Genomic DNA, 19511 nt, shown 5'->3' with positions numbered 1-19511 from the left:
GTCGCCGTCGCCGGCTATGAGATGGGTGTCGCTGATGTGCGCGATGACGTGGTCCGGCCGCGGGTGCTCCGCGACCCTGGCTCTGTCCACAGGACTGGAGAAGCCTTTCTGACGACTGTGCTCGCGGAAAGGAGCAACCCCATCCTACCGGAGTGGCCGGGGCGCACCCGCGGACCACGCCACCCCGTCGCTGATGTCTGGGCCACTCTCGGCGGGGGTTCCGCACCAGTTGCCCATACAACCAGTACGCTCGAATTGTGCAGCGGCGGATTATGGGCATCGAGACCGAATTCGGTGTCACCTGCACATTCCACGGTCATCGACGCCTGTCGCCGGACGAGGTGGCCCGCTACCTGTTCCGCCGGGTGGTGTCCTGGGGTCGCAGCTCCAATGTTTTCTTGCGCAACGGCGCACGGCTGTACCTCGACGTGGGCAGCCATCCGGAATATGCGACCGCCGAATGCGACAGCCTGGTGCAGCTGGTCACCCACGACCGTGCCGGCGAGCGGGTGCTGGAAGACCTGCTCGTCGACGCTGAGCAGCGGCTCGCCGACGAAGGCATCGGCGGCGACATCTATCTGTTCAAGAACAACACCGACTCGGCAGGCAACTCATATGGCTGCCACGAGAACTACCTGATCGTCCGGGCGGGCGAGTTCTCCCGCATCTCCGATGTGCTGCTGCCGTTCCTGGTCACCCGCCAGCTCATTTGCGGCGCAGGCAAGGTGCTGCAGACCCCGAAGGCCGCCACGTTCTGCCTCTCGCAACGCGCCGAGCACATCTGGGAAGGCGTCTCGTCGGCCACCACCCGTAGCCGGCCGATCATCAACACTCGTGACGAGCCGCATGCAGACGCCGAGAAGTACCGGCGTCTGCACGTCATCGTCGGTGACTCCAACATGTGCGAGACCAGCACCATGCTCAAAGTGGGCACCGCCGCGCTGGTGCTGGAAATGATCGAAGCGGGCGTGGCGTTCCGCGACTTCTCGCTGGACAACCCGATCCGGGCCATCCGTGAAGTCAGCCACGACGTCACCGGCCGACGGCCGGTGCGCCTGGCCGGCGGCCGTCAGGCCAGCGCCCTGGACATCCAGCGGGAGTACTACGCCCGCGCCGTCGAGCACCTGCAGACCCGCGAACCCAACGCGCAGATCGAGCAGGTCGTCGACCTGTGGGGTCGCCAGCTCGACGCCGTGGAAAGCCAGGACTTCGCCAAGGTCGACACCGAAATCGACTGGGTGATCAAGCGCAAGTTGTTCCAGCGCTACCAGGACCGCTACGACATGGAGCTGTCCGACCCGAAGATCGCCCAGCTGGACCTCGCCTACCACGACATCAAGCGCGGCCGCGGCGTCTTCGATCTCCTGCAACGCAAGGGGTTGGCGTCGCGCATCACCACCGACGAGGAAATCGAGGACGCCGTCGACACCCCGCCGCAGACTACCCGCGCGCGGCTGCGCGGTGAGTTCATCAGCGCCGCCCAAGCCGCCGGCCGCGATTTCACCGTCGACTGGGTGCACCTCAAACTCAACGACCAGGCCCAGCGCACCGTGCTGTGCAAAGATCCGTTCCGGTCGGTTGACGAGCGAGTCAAGAGGCTCATCGCCAGCATGTAACTTGTTGCGGCAAGCCTACGGCACCAACACCGCTGGTCAGACCTGTGGTGTTGGTGCCGCGATCGGGCGACGACTCGGGTTAGTTTCTGTTGCTGTCCTGCGCCTTGAGCGTGGCCAGTTGGTTCTCGATCGCGGTGGACGCACCCACGCGGTCCTTGTGGTTGTGCTCGTAGCGCAGCAGGGCGGCCACCTCGGCGGGATCGGTGAGTTGTTCCACCGCTGCCTCGACTTCGTCGATCGTGAGGGCGTCGTAGTGGTCGACCGTTAGTTCGCCTTCGGTGAGGCCGCCGGTGAGGACGCGGGTGCGATGCAGGGTGGTCGCAATGGTGCTTGCTCCATTTCGGGTGGCGATCTGCTCCGCCTGATGAAGTCCAGCGTCGCGCCCGGCGCTCAAGGAGTCGACCGCGGCTTCGGTGACGGTGGCGACGCGTGAACGGGCGCGGGCAACAGCCTCGGCGGTTGCGTTGATCCGCGCGACAGTCCAGCGGGTCGGGTAATTGACGGCCCTGGTGAGTCGACCCACTGCCTTCTGCACCGGGGTGGGCCGCACCCCGGTGAGCTTTCCTGAGGCTTCTTGGGCGAGCACCGAGGTGATCCACTCGATGGTTTCTTGATGCGCAGCCTGCAAACGCCGCGCAAGCAGTCGAGTGTCGACGTGGTCAGCCGCGTCGGCGAGGGCCTCGAGATAGCGTGCGCGGTCGAGCAGTTGGTGTTCTAGAACGAGGTCACTGAACAGTGCTGCCGTTATCGGTTGACCCTGTTCGACTATGGCCTTGGCCAGGGCGGCAGCGCGGCCCAGCGCGGGGGTGACCACGTCGGGAACGCCGCCGAGTTCGCGCAGCGCGGCTGCGATCAGCATCGCACGTTCTTGCGCGTTGGCCGCGTTCGTCGTGAATTGTCGGCGCACAGTATCGTTGCGGGCCTGCAGACGCCGGGTCTGCGCGATCTGCACCTCGCTGTTGGTGAGGTGATGCAGGATGCGAAGTTGGCCTATGAGCTTCTCGGTTGTCGTGTGGGTCACTGTTTTTCTCCTGACGATTTCGTGGCTTATCTGCTTAGGACTTCTTGGGTGTGTACCCGGCTCGGGGCGTAACGAATCGTCAGGCTCAGCGAATCGTATTGTCGTACTGATGTTTTGAGGCGTCTCAGTGCTGCTGTCGGAATTGGTGTGGCCTGCCAACCGCGGTCGGCGGCAGGCCACACCAATAGCGGTTACTTGACCGCGTCCTTGATGTTTTCGCCGATCTTCTTGACGCTCGACGTGGCTTGATCCTTCTTGCCTTCGCCTTCGGTGTGCTTGTCGCCAGTAACCTTGCCGGCCTGCTCCTTAGCTTTACCGGCGGCATCCTGAGCTGCATTTTTGGCCTTATCGACGATTCCCATGGGTGTATCCCTTCTGTGGTGGTCAGCCGCGGACTCGCGGATGACCGTGCAACGACCCCGCGTTGGGGTCGTAGCCGACTCGTATCCGGTTCAGACCGGGTGCGAGAGATCGTGTTATCCCTGTGCTGCGCGAAATGCGGGCCAAAGCGCACCTAACGTTGACCGTTTCGCGAAATAGGTTGGCAGCGTCAGATTTCGGCGCCTACCAGATTGACCGCGTCCGAAGGAATCGGATCATTGGGTGCGACGAGTCCCGTCGGAGGGACGTGAACTCGGATTAGATGTCCGGCGTGGGCCCGTGCCCGCGGCTCGTGATTGGACCGCTGCGGACTGCTGAAGTATCAACCAACATGAACGCTACTCGCTGGTGGGCGATTTGGCGAATTGCACGTATGTCCGGCGCTCTGAGGTGTGCAGGGGCGTTGCGCCGGTTCGATCAATATCGGATAGTGCCGAATGTCGTCGTCCCGCTGGAGGGAGCGGCGTTCCTGCGATCACCCCAACGGGGCAGCCTGGGTCCTCGTGACTCGGGCTGGTCGACGTGATCGACACGTCGATATCGAGTTGGCTTTACCGCACCCCTAAGCTGCTACGGGTGGCGATCTCGAAAGTCGAGCGAATGATGAACCTCGTCATCGCGTTGCTCTCCACCCGCGGCTACATCACCGCCGAGAAAATCCGGTCCAGTGTGGCGGGCTATTCCGACACCGCCAGCGACGAAGCGTTCTCGCGAATGTTCGAGCGTGACAAGAACGAACTGCGCGATCTGGGCATTCCGCTGGAAACCGGCAAGGTGTCGTCGTTCGACCCGGTCGAGGGTTACCGCATCAACCGCGAGGCGTACGCGCTGCCCGCGGTCGAGCTGACCGCCGACGAGGCGGCGGCCGTGGCCGTCGCCACTCAGTTGTGGGAATCGCCGGAACTGATTACCGCGACCCAGGGCGCGCTGCTCAAGCTGCGGGCCGCCGGCGTGGACGTCGACCCGGATGCGCCGGTCGCCATTGCGTCGCCTGCCGGGACCGTGGGACTGCGCGGGTCGGAAGGCGTTCTCGGAGCGTTGCTGTCGGCCATCGACTCCGCGCAGGCCGTGCAATTTCCGCACCGCCCGTCACGCGCCGAGCCGTACACCGTGCGCACGGTGGAGCCCTGGGGTGTGGTGACCGAGAAAGGCCGCTGGTATCTCGTCGGGCACGACCGTGACCGCGGCGCCACCCGCACGTTCCGGCTGTCCAGGATCGGCGGCGAAGTGACACCGATCGGCCCGGTCGGGGACTTCACCCGGCCCGAGAACGTCGACCTGCGCAAGATCGTGGCCGAGGCGGTCGGAGAGGCGCCGTCGGGCGTCCGGGCTCAGGTCTGGGTGGCCGACGGGCGGGCCACCGCGTTGCGGCGCGCCGGGACATCGCTGGGGCCGCGGCAATTGGCCAGCCGCGACGGCGAGGTGATCGAACTCGACATAGGAACCACTGACCGACTGGCGCGCGATATCACCGGTTACGGTGCCGACGCCGTGGTGCTGGAACCTTCGGTCCTGCGCGAGGACGTTCTGGGCCGGCTGCGCGCCCACGTCGGCGACGGGGAGGAGGAGCGGCGCTCATGACACCCGTGTCCACCCGCCTGGTGCGGCTGCTCAACATGGTGCCGTATTTCCAGGCGAACCCGCGGGTCACCCGCGCCCAGGCCGCCACCGACCTGGGCGTTTCTGTCAAGCAGCTGGGCGAGGACCTCGACCAGCTGTGGCTGTGCGGGTTACCCGGCTACGGCCCGGGCGATCTGATCGACTTCGAATTCACTGGCGACGCCGTCGAGGTGACGTTCTCGGCGGGCATGGACACGCCGCTGCAGCTCACCTCGCCGGAAGCCACCGGCCTGCTGGTGGCCCTGCGGGCACTGGCGGATATTCCGGGTGTGGTCGATCCGGAGGCGGCGCGCAGCGCGATCGCCAAAATCGAGGCAGCGGCCGGTGCTGCCGGACACGGATCTGACATCGCTGCGGGCGACGATTCGGCGCCGGTCGAGAGTCAGGCCGCGGCCGCCGTGCGCGCCGCAGTGCATGACAGTCGGGCGCTGACCATCGACTACTACGCGGCCTCGCACGACACGCTGTCCACCCGGATCGTCGACCCGATCCGGATAGTGCTGGTCGGCGACCACAGCTACCTGGAGGCGTGGTCGCGGGAGGCCGAAGGGGTACGGCTGTTCCGGTTCGACCGCATCGTCGATGCGGCCGTGCTCGACGAGCCGTCCGCGCCGCCGCAACCAGCGGTTCAGGCGCCGCCGGACACCTCGCTGTTCGACGCCGATCCATCGCTGCCGTCGGCCACGCTGCGGCTGGCACCGGCGGCGTCGTGGATGTTCGAGTACTACCCGATGCGTCTGCTGCGCGAACTGCCCGATGGTTACTGCGAGGCGGCAATGACCTACGCCTCGGAAGAGTGGCTGGCCCGCCAAGTGCTGGGCCTGGGGTCGGCCGTCCGCGTCCTGGCGCCCGAGTCGTTGGCCAAGCGGGTGCGCGACGCCGCCGCGGCCGCACTGGAGTCCTACCGAGCCGCGGCGCGGTCCGGCTAGTCGCGCGGCTGCTGCGGTAGCATCGTGGGGACGTCTGGAGGTAACCAAAGTGAACGCTCTTACCCCGGGGCACTTGGCGATCATTGCGGTCGTGTTGATCGTCCTGTTCGGCGCGAAGAGGCTCCCCGACGCGGCACGTTCGCTGGGTAAGTCGCTACGGATCTTCAAGTCCGAGGTTCGTGAGCTGCAGGGCGAAAACAAATCGGAGACGCCTGCCGCGGCAGCCCAACCTGTGCAGTCCGAGCGGGTCGATCCGCCTGCGGCTGACGGTCGATCGGCCTAGCCTGGCATCGCCGCCGCGGCGCCCGAGCGCCTATTGACTGTGCGCACCACCGGTTTATTGAGGCGGCTAGATCCGCGACTTCGTCGCGGCCGCACCAACCCCGACGGCACCATGTCGCTCGTCGCCCATCTCACCGAACTGCGCGCTCGACTGCTGATCTCGCTGGCGACCATTGCAGTGACCACGATCTTCGGGTTCATCTGGTATTCGCACTCGGTGTTCGGGCTGGAAAGCCTCGGCGAATGGCTTCGGCATCCCTACTGCTCGCTGCCGCCGTCGGCGCGGGCGAATCTCAGCGCAGACGGCCAGTGCCGCTTGCTGGCCACCGCGCCCTTCGACCAGTTCATGCTGCGGCTGCAGGTCGGGCTGACCGCCGGGATCGTGCTGGCCTGCCCGATGTGGTTCTACCAACTCTGGGCGTTCATCACGCCGGGCTTGTACAAGAAGGAACGCCGTTTCGCGGTGGCTTTCGTCATCCCGGCGGCGATGCTGTTCGTCACCGGCGCGGTGCTGGCCTATCTGGTGCTGGCAAAGGCGCTGCACTTCTTGTTGACCGTAGGCAGCGACGTGCAGGTGACCGCGCTGTCCGGCGACCGGTACTTCGGCTTCTTGATCAACCTGCTGCTGGTCTTCGGCATCAGCTTCGAGTTCCCGCTGCTGATCGTGATGCTCAACTTCGTCGGCGTGCTCAGCTACGTACGGCTGCGGTCCTGGCGACGCGGCCTGATCTTCGTGATGTTCGTGTTCGCAGCGGTTTTCACGCCGGGTTCTGATCCGTTCTCGATGACGGCCCTGGGACTGGCGCTGACACTGCTGCTCGAATTGGCCATTCAGATCGCCCGGATACACGACAAGCGGAAAGCCAAACGCGAAGCGCTCACTGCCATCCCCGACGACGAAGCCTCGGTGATCGACCCGCCCTCCGCGGTCGGGGTACCGTCGAGCATCGCCGGACTCCATGACGACGTCACCTGATCCCGCCGCGACGATGCAGAGCGAATTGGCCCGGTTCGCTGCGGACCTGGCGTTCGGACTCGACGGCTTTCAGCAGCAGGCCTGCGCGGCGCTGGAAAGCGGCCACGGTGTTCTGGTGTGCGCGCCAACCGGAGCCGGTAAGACCGTCGTCGGCGAGTTCGCAGTGCATCTGGCACTGGCGGCCGGCGGCAAATGTTTCTACACCACGCCGCTGAAGGCGTTGAGCAACCAGAAGCACACCGATTTCGTGGCCCGTTATGGCAAGGATCAGATCGGATTGCTCACCGGCGACCTGTCGGTCAACGCGAACGCCTCGGTTGTGGTGATGACCACCGAAGTGCTACGCAACATGCTTTACGCTGATTCGCCTGTGCTGCAAGGGCTTTCCTATGTCGTGATGGACGAGGTGCATTTCCTGGCCGACCGGATGCGTGGTGCCGTGTGGGAGGAGGTCATCCTGCATCTGCCCGACGACGTGCGCCTGGTCAGCCTGTCGGCGACGGTGAGCAACGCCGAAGAGTTCGGCGGCTGGATCCAGACCGTGCGCGGCGACACGACGGTGGTCGTCGATGACCACCGACCGGTCCCGCTGTGGCAGCACATGCTGGTAGGCAAACGCATTTTCGACTTGTTCGACTATGCCGCCAACGGAGCGGGCGACCGGCGGCAGCCGATCGTCGACCCGAATCTCTTGCGCCACATCGCCCATCGCCGCGAGGCCGATCGGCTCTCGGATTGGCGTGGCCCCCGCCGGCAGGCGGGAAGGGGAGGTCCGGGACGCTCCGGCCGGCCGAGTTTCTACCGACCGCCGTCGCGGCCCGACGTGATTCAGATGCTCGACTCCGAGGGCCTGCTGCCGGCGATCACCTTCGTGTTTTCCCGCGCTGGTTGCGACGCCGCGGTCGCGCAGTGCCTGCGGTCGTCTTTGCGGCTGACCACCGAGGAGGACCGGGCGCAGATCGCCGAGGTGATCGAGCACCGCTGTGGCGATCTGCAGGACACCGACTTGGCGGTACTCGGTTACTACGAGTGGCGGGAGGGACTGCTGCGCGGTATTGCCGCCCACCACGCCGGCCTGCTGCCGGCATTCCGGCACACGGTCGAGGAGCTGTTCACCGCAGGGCTGATCAAGGCAGTCTTCGCCACCGAAACCCTGGCGCTCGGCATCAACATGCCGGCCCGCACCGTGGTGCTGGAACGGCTGGTGAAGTTCAATGGCGAAGAGCACGTCCCGCTGACGCCGGGGGAGTACACCCAGCTCACCGGGCGGGCCGGCAGGCGGGGCATCGACGTCGAAGGCCACGCCGTGGTGCTCTGGCACCCCGGTGAAAGCACCAGCGAACCGGCTGAGGTCGCCGGCTTGGCCTCCACCCGCACCTTCCCGCTGCGCAGCTCGTTCGCCCCGTCGTACAACATGACGATCAACCTGGTGAACCGGGTTGGCCCCGAGCAGGCTCACCGGCTGCTGGAGCAGTCGTTTGCCCAGTATCAGGCCGACCGGTCGGTGGTGAGCCTGGTCCGCGGCGTCGAGCGGGGACAGCGGATGCTCGACGAGGTCGCGGCCGAGCTCGGTGGAAATGACGCGCCGATCCTCGAGTACGCCCGGCTGCGGGAGGAGATCAGCCAGCACGAGCGCGCCCAGGCCCGCGCGTCGCGACTGCAGCGCCGGCAGGCGGTCAACGACGCGTTGGCGGCGCTGCGGCGCGGCGACATCATCACGATCACACACGGCCGCCGGGGCGGGCTGGCCGTCGTGCTGGAACCTGCCCGCGACGGCGACGACCCGCGGCCGTTGGTGTTGACCGAAAACCGCTGGGCCGGCCGGATTTCGTCGGCCGACTATTCCGGCGCATCGGCGCCGGTGGGCTCGATGACATTGCCCAAGCGGGTCGAACACCGACAGCCGCGGGTTCGCCGCGATCTGGCTTCGGCGCTACGTTCGGCCGCCGTGGGATTGCGGATTCCCGACGGCCGCCGCGGCGGCAGCAGCCGCGGCGAGCAGCGCGATCTCGACCCCGAGCTGGTCTCGCTACGCGACCAGATGCGTCGTCATCCCGCGCATCGCGAACCCGATCGGGAGACCCGAGTCCAGGTTGCCGAGCGCTATTTGCGCATCGAACGCGACAACGAAGCGTTGCAGAAGAAGGTGGCCGCTGCCACCAACTCGTTGGCCCGCACCTTCGACCGGATCGTCGGGTTGCTCACCGAACGCGGGTTTATCCGCGTCACCGGCGGTGACCCCGCGGTGACCGACGACGGGCGGCTGCTGGCCCGGATTTACAGCGAGAGCGACCTTTTGGTGGCCGAATGCCTGCGCGCCGGCGTCTGGACCGGTCTGCGAGACGCCGAGTTGGCCGCCGTGGTCTCGGCAGTCGTCTACGAGACACGCGGCGGGGACGGCCCCGGGCCGCCGCGAAATGCGGAGGTGCCGACCGCACAGCTACGGCAGGCGCTGCACCGCACGCGTCGGTTGTCGGCGGAGTTGCGTGCCGACGAGCAGCGGCACCGCATCACGCTCAGTCGCGAGCCCGACGACGGTTTCGTCGCGGCCATTTACCGGTGGGCGAGCAATGGAGACCTGGTCGCGGCTTTGGCCGCCGCTGACTCCGAGGGCAGCGGTTCACCGCTGTTGCCGGGGGATTTCGTGCGCTGGTGCCGACAGGTGCTTGATTTGCTGGACCAGGTCCGTAACGCTGCCCCGCAACCGGAGTTGCGGGCGACGGCGAAACGCGCGATCGACGCAATTCGGCGCGGCGTAGTAGCAGTTGACGCCGGGTAGGCTGAGCCGAAGCTACGGTTGCATTCGACGACCGATGCGAGGACGGCAATCAGGACGGAAGGGACAGACACACGATGAGCGGACCGCAGGGGCCCGATCCGACGAAGCCGTGGCAGCCGCCGCAGGGTGAAGGTCAGCAATCCGGCGAGGACTCGACCCAGCACGTGTCACCCTGGCAGCAGCCATCCGGCGAGCAGACCTGGCAGTCAGGTGGGGAGCAATCGACCTGGCATGCGCCCGCCTACACGCCCACCGAATACGGGCAGTACCAGCAGCCGCCCGCGCAGTACTACCCGCCGTCTCAGCCGTTCCCGCAGCCCACGGGCTACCCGCAGCAAGACCAGTACGGCGCCCCGACCGGCCAGTACGGCGCGCAGACCGCTCAATACGGCCAACCCGGCGCCTACCCGCAGCCCGGTCAGTACGGGCAGCCGGGTCAGTACGGCCAGTCCGGTCAGTACGGTCAGCCCGGTCAGTACGGCCAGTACCCGGGACCTTATGGCCAGCCGTCCGCGGGCGGCCCGAAGCGGTCGCGGGCGGTCATCGGCACGGTGGTCGGCGTGTTCGCCGCGATCCTGGTGGCGGTCGTCTTGGTGCTGGGCTTCTGGGCGCCCGGCTTCTTCGTCACCACCAAGCTGGACGTCAGTAAGGCGCAGGTCGGTGTGCAGCAGATCCTCACCGACGAGACCAACGGCTACGGCGCGAAGAACGTCAAAGACGTCAAGTGCAACAACGGTCAGAATCCGACGGTCAAAAAGGGCAGCAGCTTCGACTGCGACGTCAGCATCGACGGCACCAAGCGTCAGGTCACGGTGACTTTCCAGGACAACAAGGGCACTTACGAGGTGGGCCGGCCCAAGTAGCACGGTTACATCACGACGCGGGCAGCGTGTCGAGCGCCTTCTGCAGCCGCGCGATCGGTGACCCGACCCCGAGCCGGGTCGCCAGCTCCGCGGTACGCCTCGGGTCGGCCGCGACCAGCGGCACGGCGTCGGTCGGCGTCGACAGCGTGACGGGCGCGTCGGTGGCCACCCGCACCACCGGGCCGGCGGCCTCGATGTAGTCGGCGGCCTTTCGCAGCTTGGCCCGCACCCCCTTGGACAGTGACGATTTGGGGTCGTCGACGGCGGCCAAGATGCCCGCCAGGGAGCCGTGCTGCGCGAGTAGCGTCGCGGCCGTCTTCTCGCCGATACCGGGCACGCCCGGAAGCCCGTCGGACGGGTCCCCGCGCAGCAGCGCCAGCTCGGCATAGCCCGCGCCGGCCCGATCGGCGGGCACGCCGTAGCGTTCGGCCACCTCGCGGGGACCCATCAGCGTGGCGTTGGTGAGGCCGCGGCCGAGGTAGAGCACCCGAACAGGCACCGGATCGTCGCCGACCACCTGTAACAGGTCGCGGTCCCCGCTGGCGACGATGACCGGGTCACGCCGTTCCTGAGCGGCCAGCGTGCCGATCACGTCATCGGCTTCGAAGCCCGTTGCGCCGCCGGTGCAGATGCCGAACGCGTCGAGGATCTCCTCGATCATTTCGACCTGCGGAGACAACTCGTCGGGCACTTCCTCGACATCGGGTTGCCCATCGGGGTGGTCTTCCTCGACGCGATGCGCCTTGTACGACGGGATGCGGTCCACCCGGAATTGGGGGCGCCAGTCCAAGTCCAGGCACACCACCAAGCGGCCGGGCCGCTGTCGGGTGATCAGCATTGCCACCGAGTCCAGGAATCCGCGGACCGCATTCACCGGCCGGCCGTCAGGTGATGTGATCGAGGACGGGACGCCGTAGTAGGAGCGAAACCACATGCTGGCGCCGTCAAGCAGCAGCAGCGGTGCGGACATGCCCGCCATCCTGCCAGCCCGGGTCCGGCTAGGTCTGCATCGTCGCCTGGCTAGGTCCGATTGCCGGGCTGCTCCTCATCGCGCTGCGCGTCCCCCTCGCCGCTGCGCGGCTGGGGGTACCCTCACTGCATCGTCGCCCGGCTAGCCTGAATGCCATGGGTTCTCACCGATTCGATGCAGGGGTCTACGGCCGCCGGATCGCGGCGGCGACGGCTGTTACCGCCGAGGCCGGCCTGGCTGGTCTGGTGATCACCCCGGGCTACGACTTGCGGTATCTGCTCGGCTCGCGCGCGCAGACCTTTGAGCGGCTCACTGCGCTGGTGCTGCCGGTCTCCGGTGACCCGACCGTGGTAGTGCCACGACTGGAGCTGGCCTCGCTGAAACAATCCGCAGTCGCGGAACTGGGCCTGACGGTACGGGATTGGGTCGACGGCGACGACCCGTACAAACTGGTCGGCGCAGCCATGGGCGGTGCTCCCGCGGCGACTGCCGTGACCGATTCGATGCCTGCCCTGCACCTGTTGCCGTTGACCGATGTCCTCGGTGTCCTGCCGGTCTTGGCCACCGGTGTGCTGCGGGGACTGCGGATGGTCAAGGACGCTTCCGAGATCGACGCGCTGCGCAAGGCCGGCGCGGCCATCGACCGCGTGCATTCCCGGGTGCCGGAGTTCCTGGCCCCCGGTCGAACGGAGGCTGACGTTGCCGCGGATATCGCTGAAGCCATTGTCGCCGAAGGACATTCGGAGGTGGCATTCGTCATCGTTGGTTCCGGGCCGCACGGTGCGGACCCGCATCACGAGTACTCGGATCGAGAACTTCGCGTGGGTGACATCGTCGTCGTCGACATCGGCGGTGCATACCAGCCCGGATACCATTCCGACTCGACGCGTACCTACAGCATTGGTGAGCCCAGCGCAGAAGTGGCGCAGCAGTATTCAGTGCTGCAGCGGGCGCAGCGGGCGGCCGTCGACGCGGTGCGTCCTGGGGTGACCGCTGAAGAGGTGGACGCCGCGGCCCGCGACGTGCTGTCCGAGGCCGGGCTCGCCAAATATTTCGTGCACCGCACCGGGCACGGCATCGGGTTGTCGGTGCACGAAGAGCCTTACATCGTTGCGGGCAATGCCCTACCGCTGCAAGCGGGGATGGCGTTTTCGGTTGAGCCGGGGATCTATTTCCCCGGCCGGTGGGGGGCGCGTATCGAAGACATTGTGGTGGTGGCTGAAGACGGCGCTCTGCCCGTCAACCACCGTCCGCACGAGCTGATCGTCGTCCCCGTTTAGCCATAGCCGCGGATGCCACGCGCTGACCCTCGCCCGCGTATTACGCTCGTGCGATGACCGACCACGACCGCGCCGCCGCCCGCCGAGAGATCACCGACGCCCTGCTCACCGCGCTGGAACGTCGACACGAAGTGCTCGACCTAATCGTGGAAGCCGACGACCGGCCATCGGCAGTCGACGGCATCGTCACCTTGCTCAACACGTCACGGCTCGGTGCCGAGGCGGTGATCGGCATGTCGTTCGATCAACTGACCAAAGATTCACGTAAGAGGATCGCCGCCGAGCTCGAAGACCTGAACCACATATTGAGTTTCACCTTCAAAGACCGGCCCGCCAGCTCGGGCGACACCTTGGTGCTCCGCCCGTTTTCCGGGACTTCCGACCGCGATATTTTCGCCGCACGTACCGAGGACATTGGCGCCAAGGGCGACGGCTCCGGCGCCCCGGCGGGTGGCCTCGATGACGAGATCCGCGCGGCAAAGGAACGGTTCGACGCCGAAGAGGCCGCCTGGTTCGTCGCGGTCGATGGCGACGAGAAGGTCGGCATGGTCTTCGGTGAACTCGATGGCCACGAGGTCCACGTCCGGATCTGGATTCATCCTGACTACCGGCACCGCGGCTATGGCACCGGCGCGCTGGCCAAATCGCGACCGGAGTTGGCGGCCTACTTCCCGGCGGTGCCGCTGGTGATTCGGGCGCCCGGCGCCACGCTCGTCTAGCGGCCGGCCGTCGGCAGCTAGACGGCTTTGCGAGTCAGCAGATCCGAGGACCCCAGCACCCGCTCCACCCGCACCTCGATGACCACGCGTCGGGGGTTGACTCGGGGTGTTCGGTAACGCTGGGCATAGCGCAATTCCGCGTCGCGCACGGCGTCGACCTCGCTGTTGACGCTGGCGCGTCCCTCCAGCGACAGCCAGCGGGCGCCGTCGACCTGACTGAGCACCGCGACCCCGCCACGTTCGGCGTTGACCGCCTTCTGCGAGCCGCGGCTGGTGATCACCCGCGCGATGTGTGTCTTGGGGTCGAAGGTGAAACCCACCGCCACCACGTGCGGGGAATTGTCGGCGCGCAGCGTGGTCAGCATGGCCAGATGGCGCTCCGTGAGAAACGCCAGTGCGTCGTTGGTCAGCCGCGCGGTGGTGTTTGCCATCACCGCTCACGCTAGCGCAGGTGATAATCGCAGCCGTGAATGACACGGGCGCCGCGACGGTGCTGATCCTCGGCGGCCGCAGCGAGATCGGTATTGAACTCGCGCGGCGCTTGGCTGCCGGGGCGACGATGATACTGGCGGCACGCAAAGCCGACGAGCTGGCCAACGAGGTCGCGGCCCTGATCGCCGCCGGCGCGGCGGCCGTGCACACCAGGGAGTTCGACGCCGACAACCTGGACTCGCACGGCCCGCTCGTCGCGTCGGTCATCGCGGATCACGGTCCCATCGACACCGCGGTGTTGGCCTTCGGAATCCTCGGCGACCAGGCCCGCGCCGAGATCGACGCCGCGCACGCGGTGGCCGTCGTCCACACCGACTACGTCGCGCAGGTCAGCCTGCTTACCCATCTTGCGGCGGCCATGCGCGTGGCCGGCCGAGGATCGCTGGTGGTGTTCTCCTCGATCGCCGGGGCGCGCGTGCGTCGGGCGAACTATGTGTACGGCTCGGCCAAGGCCGGGTTGGATGGCTTCGCCAGCGGGCTGGCCGATGCGCTGCATGGAACCGGCGTGCGATTGTTGCTCGCTCGGCCAGGGTTCGTGATCGGGCGGATGACGCAGGGTATGACGCCCGCCCCGCTGTCCAGCACGCCTGAGCAGGTGGCTGCGGGCACCGCCCGAGCGCTCGCCAAAGGCCGGCGCACTGTGTGGATCCCCTGGGCGTTGGGGCCGGCGTCCGTCGCGATGCGGTTGCTGCCGCAATTCGTGTGGCGGCGGATGCCGCGATGACCATCCGCGCCGGCGACGATATACAAAGCAGCGATGAGGTGGGGGCACGCCCCCTCGCCGCTGCGCGGCTGGGGGTACCCCCACCCGCTTGCGGGGGAGGGCGGCGCTAATGACCATCATCGTTGTCGGTATCGGCGCAGACGGAATGCCCGGACTATCGCAGCCGTCACTTAGCGAACTACAAAGGGCCACAGTGATTTATGGGTCTAAGCGACAGCTTGACCTGCTCGACGACACAATCGCAGCGCCCCGTCGGGAGTGGCCGTCGCCCATGCTGCCCGCATTGCAAAGCTTGCTCAACGACCACCCCGAGGACATCCACGTCGTGGCCAGCGGCGACCCGTTGATGCACGGCATCGGTGGCACGCTGCTCCGATTGTTCGGGCCCGATCAGGTCACCGTCTTGCCGCACGTGTCGTCGGTGGCGCTGGCCTGCGCGCGGATGGGCTGGACCGGGCACGACATCGAGGTGATCAGTTTGGTGACCGCGACGCCGCAGACTGCCGTGCGCCGCGGCGGCCGGGCGATCGTGCTGTCGCGCGACCGGTCCACCCCCAAGACGCTGGCGGTGCTGCTCGACGCATACGGCCGCGGCGACTCGGAGCTCACCGTGCTCGAGCAACTCGGCGGTCCCAGAGAGCATCGTCGCGACGGCACCGCGCGGCAGTGGGCCGCCGACCCGCCCTCCGGCATCGACGATCTCAACGTGATCGCGGTCCGCTACCTGCCCGACGAGCGGGTGTCTTCGTTGCCCGACGACGCGTTTGTCCACGACGGGCAGATCACCAAACACGCAATCCGGGCCGTCACATTGGCGACGTTGGCGCCGCGGCCGGGGCAGCGGTTGTGGGATGTCGGCGCCGGCTCAGGCAGCATCGCCGTGGAGTGGTGCCGCAGCTGGCCGGACTGCACCGCGGTAGCGTTCGAACGCGACGAGTCGCGCCGTGCCAACGTGGTATTCAACGCCGCGGCCTACGGTGTCAGCGTCGAGCTGCGCGGCGAAGCGCCCTCTGCGTTCGACGGGGCGGCCGCCCCATCGGCGATCTTCATCGGTGGTGGCCTCACCCAGCCCGGCCTGCTGGACGCCTGCCTGGCGCATCTGCCCGTCGGTGGACGGCTGGTCGCCAACGCCGTCACCGTGGAATCAGAAGCCATTGTGGCGCAGGCCTATTCGCGGCTGGGTGGGAAGCTGCAGCGTTTCCAGCACTATCACGGGGAGCCGTTGAGCGGCTTCACCGGCTGGCGACCGCGGCTGCCGATCACGCAATGGGAGGTGACCAAGCGGTGACGGTCTACTTCATCGGCGCCGGCCCCGGCGCGGCCGATCTGATCACCGTCCGTGGGCAGCGGCTGCTCAGCCGGTGCCCGGTATGCCTGTACGCCGGATCGATCATGCCGGATGACCTGTTGGCGCTCTGCCCGCCCGATGCGCGAATCGTCGACACCGGCCCGCTGACCCTGGAGCAGATCGTCATTGAGATCGCGGATGCCGACTCCGCCGGCCACGACGTGGCCCGGCTGCATTCCGGCGACCCGTCGCTCTACAGCGCGCTGGCCGAGCAGTGCCGCCGACTCGATGCGCTGGACATCGGTTACGAAATCGTGCCCGGCGTACCGGCTTTCGCCGCCGCCGCCGCGGCGCTGGGCCGCGAGCTTACCGTGCCCGGTTTGGCGCAGACGGTGACGCTGACCCGAATCGCGACGTTGTCGACGCCCATGCCTGCTGGTGAAGACCTGGCCACTCTTGCGCAATCGGGGGCGACCTTGGTGTTGCACCTTGCCGCCGCGCAGATCGACGCCATCGTGCCCCGGCTGCTGGCTGGCGGCTACCGGCCTGAAACGCCGGCGGCGGTAGTGGCTTACGCCAGCTGGCCGCAACAGACGGTGCTGCGCGGCACGCTGGCCGATATCGCCGATCAGATGCACGACGCCGCGATCAGCAAGACCGCCGTCATCGTCGTCGGCGATGTGCTGGCCGCCGAGGGATTTACGGACAGCTACCTGTATTCCGCCGGACGCAGCCGGGGCGGTAGACACTGATGCGGGTGTTATTGCTCGGGGGCACCGCCGAGGCGCGGGCACTGGCCGCGCGGCTGCACCGGCACGTCGACGTCGTCAGTTCGTTGGCCGGACGCGTCCCGGACCCGGCGCTGCCGATGGGCGCTGTGCGAATCGGCGGGTTCGGCGGAGTCGACGGGCTGCGAATGTGGCTGCGCGACGAGCATATCGACGCCGTCGTCGACGCCACCCACCCTTTCGCGGCCACCATCACCGCGCATGCCGCCGAAGCCTGCGGGGAGTTGCACCTACCGTATCTGCTGCTGGCCCGCCCGGCTTGGGATCCCGCTGGCGCCATCGTGGTGACCTCCGATGTGCAGGCAGCCGAAGTCGTTGCTCGTCAACAGTTCTCACGGGTATTTCTCACCACGGGCAGATTCGGTGTCGCGGCGTTCGCCGACAGCGACGCGTGGTTTTTGATCCGCGCAGTCACCGCGCCGAACCCAGATCTTTTGCCACGTCGCCACCAGCTGGTCTTGTCTCGCGGCCCATATCGCTACGACGGGGAATGCGCCCTGCTGCGCGAGCACCGTATCGACGCATTGGTGACGAAGAACAGCGGCGGTGAGATGACCCGGGCGAAGCTGGATGCCGCGGCGACACTTGACATCCCGGTCGTGATGGTGAGTCGCCCGCCGCTGCCGCCCGGAGTGGCGACGGCAGGCAGTGTCTACGAGGCGGTCGAATGGGTTGCTAGAAATGCGCCGATGGGTAACGGCGCGGGGTGAAGACCCGATCCGTCGAGCCGACCAAGTGCCACTGCGTCTGCGAGGACCCGACAATCAGCAGGCAGCGCATGTCGACGTCGGCCGGGTCGAGCTCATCCAACCGGACCACAGTCACCCGTTCGGCGGGCCCGGACACATCCCGCCCGATCACCACCGGGGTGCCCGGGTCACGATGGGCCAGCAGAAGGTCCCGCATGGCGCCGACCTGCCAGGTCCGCGTCTTCGACGCCGGGTTGTAGATGGCCAGCACCAGGTCGGCGGCGGCCGCGGCGGCGAGGCGCTCGGCGATCACACTCCACGGCTTGAGCCGGTCTGACAGCGAGATCACCGCGTAGTCGTGACCCAGCGGTGCGCCGACCCGGCTCGCGACGGCCTGCGCGGCGGTCATCGCTGGAACCACCCGCACCTGCACTTCGGGCCACTGTTTGGCCTCCTCGAGGACGGCGGTAGCCATGGCGAACACCCCGGGATCACCAGAGGACACCACGGCGACCGCGTGTCCCTGCTCGGCCAGTGCGCAGGCCAGCCGCGCCCGGGCGGGTTCGTCGGTGTTGTCGCTGGGGTGACGACGCTGACCGTCTCGGGCCGGGATGCGCTCGAGGTAGGGCCCGTAGCCGATCAGGTCGGTGGCGGCGGCCAGCTCACGTCGGCTTTCCGGTGTCATCCAGTCGCTGTGTCCCGGGCCCAGACCGACTACCGCCACGCCGGCGCGCCGGGTCGCCTGTGGCCGGCCTCCGGGCAGCAGCGCCAGCGAAAAGTACGGCACGGTGGCGGCGTCGACGTCGGCCGCGGGCAGCACCCGCTGCGCCGCGCTGCTGGCCCGTTCCACATACAGTGCGCCGTCAAGCTCGCCGGCTGCCGAAAGCGCTTCCCGCACAGCCGGATACGAGCGTCCCAGTTTGAGTATCACGGCGGCGTCGGAGTCGCCGAGCCGGCGAGCCAATTCCTCGGGCGGCAACGTTCCCGGCAGCACCGACAGCACCTCGTCACCGGCGACCAGCGGCGTCGCGATCGCCGCTGAAGCCGCGCTGACCGACGTCACCCCCGGCACGATCACGGCGTCGAACCGATGCGTCAGCCGGGTGTGCAGATGCATGTACGAGCTGTAGAACAGCGGATCGCCCTCGGCGAGCAGTGCCACGTCACGGCCGGCGTCCAGATGCTCGGCGATGCGCTGTGTGGCTGCGGTGTAGAAGTCCTCCATCGCGCCGGCATAGCCGCCGGGATGGTCGGTTGCCTCTGTGGTGACCGGGTAGACCAGGTGCTCTTCGATCTGCCCGGGCCGCAGGTAGGGCTCGGCGATGCCGCGGGCAATGCTGCGCCCGTGCCGGGCGCTGTGGTAGGCCACCACATCGGCTTCGCCGATCACCCGGGCTGCCTTGACCGTCACCAGTTCTGGGTCGCCGGGTCCCAGCCCGACACCGAAAAGCGTTCCGCGACTGGTCATTCTGTGCTGGCCGCGATCCCGTTGACGGCCGCGGCGGCCATCGCACTGCCGCCGCGACGACCCCGTACCAGCAGATAGGACATCCCGCGCGGACGGTCGATGAGTTCTTGTTTGGACTGCGCCGAGCCGACGAAGCCGACCGGCCCGCCCAGCACCGCGGCCGGTGCCGGGTAACCCTCGTCGACCAGTTCGAGCAGGCGGAACAACGCGGTGGGCGCATTGCCGATAGCCACCACCGCACCGGCCAGCCGATCCGCCCACAGCTGGACCCCGGCCGCCGAGCGGGTGGTGTGCAGCCGGTCCGCCAGCTCTGCTGCCCGCGGATCGGCGACCAGCGAGACGATCTGGATGTCGGCGGGCAGCCGCGACACGGTGATGCCGGCTGCCACCATCGATGAATCGCAGAGCACCGGAGCGCCCCCCGCCAGGGCCGCGGCGGCGCGGGTGACAACATCGTCGGTGTAGGCGACATGCTCGGCGACGTCAATCTGGCCGCAGGTGTGGATCAGCCGGACCACCACGCGCTCGACGTCGGCCGGGAATCGGCTCAGGTCCGCTTCGGCGCGGATCGTCGCGAACGACTGCCGGTAGATCTCGGCGGCGTCGCGAAGGTAGTCGAGCACGTG

Annotated in this window: 19 protein-coding genes; 13 read left to right on the top strand and 6 right to left on the bottom strand. The window is 67.6% G+C overall.

Features of this window, described 5'->3' with window-relative positions; genetic code table 11:
- Positions 1-257: 257 nt before the first annotated feature.
- Positions 258-1616, top strand: coding sequence for a Pup--protein ligase (gene pafA / locus ACLQI9_RS05640; RefSeq protein WP_442384766.1), 1359 nt, complete (start codon positions 258-260; stop codon positions 1614-1616).
- A gap of 79 nt (positions 1617-1695) precedes the next feature.
- Here the strand turns inward: pafA and ACLQI9_RS05635 are convergent, their stop codons facing one another.
- Complete coding sequence (locus tag ACLQI9_RS05635) at positions 1696-2637, bottom strand: ferritin-like domain-containing protein (RefSeq protein WP_442384764.1); 942 nt, start codon at positions 2635-2637, stop codon at positions 1696-1698.
- Positions 2638-2828: 191 nt separating this feature from the next.
- On the bottom strand, positions 2829-2999 hold the full coding sequence (locus tag ACLQI9_RS05630; RefSeq protein ID WP_442384762.1) for a CsbD family protein: 171 nt from the start codon (positions 2997-2999) through the stop codon (positions 2829-2831).
- A 595-nt stretch (positions 3000-3594) separates the two neighbouring features.
- On the opposite strand from ACLQI9_RS05630, the gene ACLQI9_RS05625 reads away from it, so the two are divergent.
- From ACLQI9_RS05625 to ACLQI9_RS05600, 6 genes are all read left to right on the top strand, one after another.
- Positions 3595-4599 (top strand): helix-turn-helix transcriptional regulator, encoded by a 1005-nt coding sequence (locus ACLQI9_RS05625; protein WP_442384760.1) that lies wholly within the window; start codon positions 3595-3597, stop codon positions 4597-4599.
- A complete protein-coding gene (locus ACLQI9_RS05620) occupies positions 4596-5567 on the top strand; it encodes a helix-turn-helix transcriptional regulator (RefSeq protein WP_442384758.1) in 972 nt (323 codons plus the stop codon). Before ACLQI9_RS05625 ends, ACLQI9_RS05620 begins: the two co-directional genes overlap by 4 nt.
- A 49-nt stretch (positions 5568-5616) precedes the next feature.
- Positions 5617-5850: a Sec-independent protein translocase subunit TatA gene (gene tatA, locus ACLQI9_RS05615; protein ID WP_442384756.1), complete on the top strand. Its 234-nt coding sequence runs from the start codon at positions 5617-5619 to the stop codon at positions 5848-5850.
- 39 nt (positions 5851-5889) lie between these two features.
- Positions 5890-6825, top strand: a complete 936-nt coding sequence (gene tatC / locus ACLQI9_RS05610) for a twin-arginine translocase subunit TatC (protein ID WP_442384754.1) — start codon at positions 5890-5892, stop codon at positions 6823-6825.
- Complete coding sequence (locus ACLQI9_RS05605; protein WP_442391264.1) at positions 6809-9604, top strand: DEAD/DEAH box helicase; 2796 nt, start codon at positions 6809-6811, stop codon at positions 9602-9604. Before tatC ends, ACLQI9_RS05605 begins: the two co-directional genes overlap by 17 nt.
- A 74-nt stretch (positions 9605-9678) precedes the next feature.
- Complete coding sequence (locus ACLQI9_RS05600; RefSeq protein ID WP_442382245.1) at positions 9679-10467, top strand: DUF4333 domain-containing protein; 789 nt, start codon at positions 9679-9681, stop codon at positions 10465-10467.
- Positions 10468-10477: 10 nt separating this feature from the next.
- Here the strand turns inward: ACLQI9_RS05600 and ACLQI9_RS05595 are convergent, their stop codons facing one another.
- The gene (locus ACLQI9_RS05595) at positions 10478-11437 is read right to left on the bottom strand and encodes a 5'-3' exonuclease (protein ID WP_442382244.1); all 960 of its coding nucleotides are present in this window, start codon (positions 11435-11437) and stop codon (positions 10478-10480) included.
- Positions 11438-11592: 155 nt separating this feature from the next.
- On the opposite strand from ACLQI9_RS05595, the gene ACLQI9_RS05590 reads away from it, so the two are divergent.
- Positions 11593-12717 (top strand): M24 family metallopeptidase, encoded by a 1125-nt coding sequence (locus ACLQI9_RS05590; RefSeq protein WP_442382243.1) that lies wholly within the window; start codon positions 11593-11595, stop codon positions 12715-12717.
- Positions 12718-12770: 53 nt separating this feature from the next.
- Entirely contained in the window at positions 12771-13436 is a 666-nt protein-coding gene (locus ACLQI9_RS05585; protein ID WP_442382242.1) for a GNAT family N-acetyltransferase, read from the top strand.
- A gap of 17 nt (positions 13437-13453) precedes the next feature.
- On the opposite strand, the gene ACLQI9_RS05580 is transcribed toward ACLQI9_RS05585, so the two are convergent.
- Positions 13454-13867 (bottom strand): F420-dependent biliverdin reductase, encoded by a 414-nt coding sequence (locus ACLQI9_RS05580; protein ID WP_442382241.1) that lies wholly within the window; start codon positions 13865-13867, stop codon positions 13454-13456.
- A gap of 35 nt (positions 13868-13902) precedes the next feature.
- On the opposite strand from ACLQI9_RS05580, the gene ACLQI9_RS05575 reads away from it, so the two are divergent.
- The 4 genes from ACLQI9_RS05575 to ACLQI9_RS05560 all read left to right on the top strand — a co-directional run bounded on the left by ACLQI9_RS05575 (position 13903) and on the right by ACLQI9_RS05560 (position 17438).
- Positions 13903-14652 carry an SDR family NAD(P)-dependent oxidoreductase gene (locus ACLQI9_RS05575; RefSeq protein ID WP_442382240.1) on the top strand — a complete coding sequence of 250 codons (750 nt, stop codon included), beginning with the start codon at positions 13903-13905 and terminating at the stop codon, positions 14650-14652.
- A gap of 109 nt (positions 14653-14761) precedes the next feature.
- Positions 14762-15940: a precorrin-6y C5,15-methyltransferase (decarboxylating) subunit CbiE gene (gene cbiE, locus ACLQI9_RS05570; protein ID WP_442382239.1), complete on the top strand. Its 1179-nt coding sequence runs from the start codon at positions 14762-14764 to the stop codon at positions 15938-15940.
- Positions 15937-16692 (top strand): precorrin-4 C(11)-methyltransferase, encoded by a 756-nt coding sequence (cobM, locus tag ACLQI9_RS05565; protein ID WP_442382238.1) that lies wholly within the window; start codon positions 15937-15939, stop codon positions 16690-16692. Before cbiE ends, cobM begins: the two co-directional genes overlap by 4 nt.
- Positions 16692-17438 carry a cobalt-precorrin-6A reductase gene (locus ACLQI9_RS05560; RefSeq protein ID WP_442382237.1) on the top strand — a complete coding sequence of 249 codons (747 nt, stop codon included), beginning with the start codon at positions 16692-16694 and terminating at the stop codon, positions 17436-17438. Before cobM ends, ACLQI9_RS05560 begins: the two co-directional genes overlap by 1 nt.
- Here ACLQI9_RS05560 and ACLQI9_RS05555 read toward each other — a convergent pair.
- Entirely contained in the window at positions 17404-18885 is a 1482-nt protein-coding gene (locus tag ACLQI9_RS05555) for a precorrin-2 C(20)-methyltransferase (RefSeq protein ID WP_442382236.1), read from the bottom strand. The two genes, ACLQI9_RS05560 and ACLQI9_RS05555, sit on opposite strands and share 35 nt — an antisense overlap.
- Positions 18882-19508 carry a precorrin-8X methylmutase gene (locus ACLQI9_RS05550; protein ID WP_442382235.1) on the bottom strand — a complete coding sequence of 209 codons (627 nt, stop codon included), beginning with the start codon at positions 19506-19508 and terminating at the stop codon, positions 18882-18884. Before ACLQI9_RS05550 ends, ACLQI9_RS05555 begins: the two co-directional genes overlap by 4 nt.
- Positions 19509-19511: the final 3 nt, after the last annotated feature.

This window comes from Mycobacterium sp. (genome assembly GCF_052143115.1).
Lineage (GTDB): Bacteria > Actinomycetota > Actinomycetes > Mycobacteriales > Mycobacteriaceae > Mycobacterium.
Note: the sequence above shows the minus strand (reverse complement) of the source record. Positions and strands in the feature narration are given on the sequence as shown.